Below are 3,901 nucleotides of genomic sequence, written 5' to 3'. Positions count from 1 at the left end.
GGCCCCACGGTAGCAAATATATATCAACTTTCCTATGGGTGATAGCCGCTCAATGTGAGTAAGAAGGCTTTAAAAAATTATTTGCGCCATGTTCTAATATCGCCAGTATCTAAATGTACAAAATGCGCATACGGATAATAACCAACACCACCACTGCGTAAGCTTAATGCAGCATCACGAATGGTTTTGGTACGCACACCTTCAATTTTAATATCAATAGCCCTACCTTCCATGTGTAAACTGTGGCGAGCTACTTTATGATTGGTTCGACGCAAGTTAGCATTAGTGGATGGCGAACGATAACCTGAAACGATATGAAACGGTTTGTTCATGCCCAATGTATTTTTTAAATCATGTAATTGATCAATTAAAGCAGGGTCTATCGGGTAAACAATATCATTATGATAGTCACGCAAAGCGTAACTGATTTCATGTAATGCACCTCTAACATATCGACCATTTTCAAAATAAGTCAATTTGATCTTGTCGCCGGTATGAACATTCTCTAAAGCAACTGAACGACTTGAAGGAAAGCTCCATGCAGTCGCTTTGGCAATTTCAGGTACACCTCCTCCCACTGCTATCAGGGAACCACACGCTATGTTTCTCATAAAGTGACGTTTTGACATAACAATATCGTTGTTATGAGTGAGATTTTCTAATTGTGACTGATTCATAGTTGACTACTTCTTAAAGACTGGTTACTGCATTTTAGGAGACAGCGCAAAGCGATAACAAACTTTGACTGCCAGACCGACCTGACCACTGGGGTCTCTTTCCGTAGAGTAATAACAAATGCCTCAATAATTTGACGCATTCCAACTCCTGGTTGAATTTTCGGCGTTTAATCTTAAGCTAATCTTAAATAAAAAAATATTTATGTCAATTTTTTAGCGATTTGTCTGGAACACGCAGTAGAAATCCTACAAAATAAGCGGTTTCTGTTACCATAGATTATGTCTGACTTTACAGAAACACTTAACGAATAATGTCTTCCATTCTGCATAATAGCGTACTACCACCTTCCGGTTATTTAATCGAAGTTAAAACTCTCTCCGATCGAATTGTCAAAGCCCAGCAACCTATTCGTATTTTGGATGCTATTAAATGGGATGATAGTATTAAACAGGCATTTTTTAAAGCACAGTGTAAAAATATGCCGCTTGTTAATGCTGCGTATTATACAACGCGACCTTTAGGTTTTGATCCTGCTGAAAAAAAACTGGAATTTTATCAAATTGAGCGTGACTTGGTGCGTAAACTAGGGCAGCTTAATCCACTCAGTGTCATCATGCGGCGTATTTGTCGCGAATATCAAGATGTTGTTACCATGCTGGAGGGCAGGGGATCACAAACATTTTCTAATGTCTCTCAAGAATTATACGGTTCTTCCCACGATGTATTTCATGTAGGCGACCCGACTATTGCCGATTTGGGCAGCATGATGGAGTCAACTTTACAGCAATTACTGAAACTGGATTTTTTAACCGAAGAAGCCAAAACAATTACTGCTAAAGATGCTGTGGTGCTTTTAAATGAAAAAATACAAGCGTTATTCCCAGGCGATGGCTTAAGAGCTATGCTCAGTGACGGTATTTTAGCTGATGCTGCCGCAGGTACTGACTATATTAAGTTACGTGCTGATGCCTTATTTAATATGCGTGATTTACGCGTACTTGAAGTTCATGAAATTTGGGTACATTTGGGCACGACACTTAATGGTCTCGCGCAACCTTATTGCACATTTTTAGGCAAAGGCCCACCCTCGGCAACCGTCACTCAAGAAGGTCTTGCTGTATTAATGGAGATACTGACGTTTAGTTCTACGCCCAACCGTCTTATGCGCTTGATTAATCGGGTACGTGCTATTACTTTGGTAGAAAATGGTGCAGACTTTATGGATATATTCCGGTTTTTTCGGGAAAAAGACATGAGTGAAGAAGACAGTTATCTGTTAAGCAGTCGTGTATTTAGAGGCAGCACACCAGATGGCTCGCCGTTTACTAAGGATTTAACTTATATTAAAGGCTTCGTGCTAACGTACAATTTTATGCGCTTGGCAGTTAGCAAAGGTAAGCCGGATCGTATTCCTTTACTTTTTTGCGGCAAAACCATGCTAGAAGATATGAAAGTTTTAGCCGATTTGGTTGAAGAGGGTACGGTTATCGCGCCGCGTTTTTTGCCGCCACAATTCACTGATTTAATGGGGCTTTCGGCGTGGTTAAGCTTTAGCCGCTTTATGACCTCTATGAATTTTCGCCAACTTGAACAAGACTATGCCAACGTTTTGTAATTGGACATTAAAAATCTATGCAATTTTGGAAAATAAAAACTTTAAGCGAAATGTCCACAGAAGAGTGGGAGTCACTGTGTGATAGCTGTGGCAAATGCTGTTTACATAAATTAGAAGACGATAAAACCGGTGCAATACATTACACCAGTGTTGTATGCAATCTAATTGATTTAAAAAGCTGCCGCTGTACCCGTTACAATGAGCGCACGCAATTAGTCCCTACTTGTCTTGATTTAAAACAACATGATTTTACCGAATTTAATTGGTTACCTTCCACTTGCGCTTATCGATTGCTGGCTGATGGTGAAGATTTACCGTCATGGCATCCTTTGGTGTCAGGAAAAGCGACTAGTACGCATAACGCAGGCATTTCGGTTAGAAGCTATGCTATGAAAGAATGTGATGTGAATCAAATCCAGGATCACATCATCAAATGGTTAAAATAAATTGGCTCATGCTTGTATAAAAACTAGGAATAAGTATTGGACGAATCCGATTAGGCTGCCAAGTAACACACAGTTGCTAAATTAGCACCGAACAAAAATACTAAGCCAAATACAAAACCCAATATAACTGTCCAAGTTTATTGAACCATTACACAAAAAGCGCAGCTTTTTGCCTGTCTTTCGATGGAAGGGTTAGGTCTCCCGATCATCTTTGGTTGTCTTACCCGCAAGTCTTCCTGTCCACTCTGCGATGCCTTTGGCCATCGATACAAACTCACTTGGCATCATGATTATCGTAGTCGTGTTTTGCTCAGCTCCTACCTCGGTAATCATTTGCATCCGTCGTAGTTCCAGACCTGCGGGATTTTCCATAATGAGGCCAGCTGCCTCTCTCAGCTTCACTGCTGCCTCGAGTTCGGCTTCAGCCTTGATGATTCTCGCTCGTTTTTCACGAAGTGCCTCAGCTTCCTGAGCCATTGCTCGTTGCATTGACTCAGGAATTTCGACATTGCGCATCTCTACTCTCGTGACTTTAACGCCCCACGGTTCGGTTGCGCCGTCGATTACTTTGCGCATATCAGTGCCAAGTCTTTCTTGTTCCTTCAAGACATCATCCAGCGTGTGTCGACCGATGACGTTGCGCATCGAAGTAAGAGCAACTTGAACGACTGCTTTCCCAACGTCGACCACTTCGACAACGGATTTGATAGGATTCGTAATGGAATACCAGATGACAACAGTGACCTTCACAGGAACGTTGTCCTTCGTGATGGTCTCTTGCTGATCAACAGAAGTAGTAATGGTTCGAATGTCAATCGTCTGTTGCCATTCGATTGCGGGAATTATCCAATAAAGCCCAGGCCCGCGAAGGCCTTGAAGTTTCCCCAATCTAAACACGACGGCGCGTTGATATTGGTTGGCGATGCGTAACCCTGCGATGGCAATGGCGACAGAGACCGCAAGAATAGCGAAAACAACTTCATTCATGAATCCTCCTTTGAAAGCTTCAAATAACACACAGCAGTTAAATTAGTACTGAATAAAAATGCGAATTTCAGTAAAAACTCATAACTTTGTCCAAATTTATTAAGCCATAATAAACCGAGCGAAGTGGGCACACCACAAGGTGGTCCGCTATCGCCCTTGCTGGCCAATATCCTGC

Annotated in this window: 4 protein-coding genes; 2 read left to right on the top strand and 2 right to left on the bottom strand. The window is 41.7% G+C overall.

All coding sequences use genetic code 11. From position 1 onward, the window contains the following. Positions 1-77 precede the first annotated feature (77 nt). The gene (mepK, locus tag CRENPOLYSF2_RS01560) at positions 78-677 is read right to left on the bottom strand and encodes a peptidoglycan L,D-endopeptidase MepK (RefSeq protein WP_087142216.1); all 600 of its coding nucleotides are present in this window, start codon (positions 675-677) and stop codon (positions 78-80) included. Positions 678-988: 311 nt separating this feature from the next. Here mepK and CRENPOLYSF2_RS01555 point away from each other — a divergent pair, with 311 nt between their 5' ends. Both CRENPOLYSF2_RS01555 and CRENPOLYSF2_RS01550 read left to right on the top strand, forming a co-directional pair. Further along, positions 989-2,293: a flavohemoglobin expression-modulating QEGLA motif protein gene (locus tag CRENPOLYSF2_RS01555; RefSeq protein WP_087142215.1), complete on the top strand. Its 1,305-nt coding sequence runs from the start codon at positions 989-991 to the stop codon at positions 2,291-2,293. A 17-nt stretch (positions 2,294-2,310) separates the two neighbouring features. Continuing rightward, positions 2,311-2,739 (top strand): YcgN family cysteine cluster protein, encoded by a 429-nt coding sequence (locus tag CRENPOLYSF2_RS01550; RefSeq protein ID WP_087142214.1) that lies wholly within the window; start codon positions 2,311-2,313, stop codon positions 2,737-2,739. Positions 2,740-2,931: 192 nt separating this feature from the next. Here the strand turns inward: CRENPOLYSF2_RS01550 and CRENPOLYSF2_RS01545 are convergent, their stop codons facing one another. Further along, on the bottom strand, positions 2,932-3,726 hold the full coding sequence (locus CRENPOLYSF2_RS01545) for a slipin family protein (protein ID WP_087142213.1): 795 nt from the start codon (positions 3,724-3,726) through the stop codon (positions 2,932-2,934). Positions 3,727-3,901: the final 175 nt, after the last annotated feature.

Origin of the sequence: Crenothrix polyspora (assembly GCF_900163755.1) — a bacterium.
GTDB lineage: Bacteria > Pseudomonadota > Gammaproteobacteria > Methylococcales > Methylomonadaceae > Crenothrix > Crenothrix polyspora.
The sequence above is the reverse complement of the archived record's forward strand: the minus strand, read 5'-3'. Positions and strand labels throughout refer to the sequence as shown.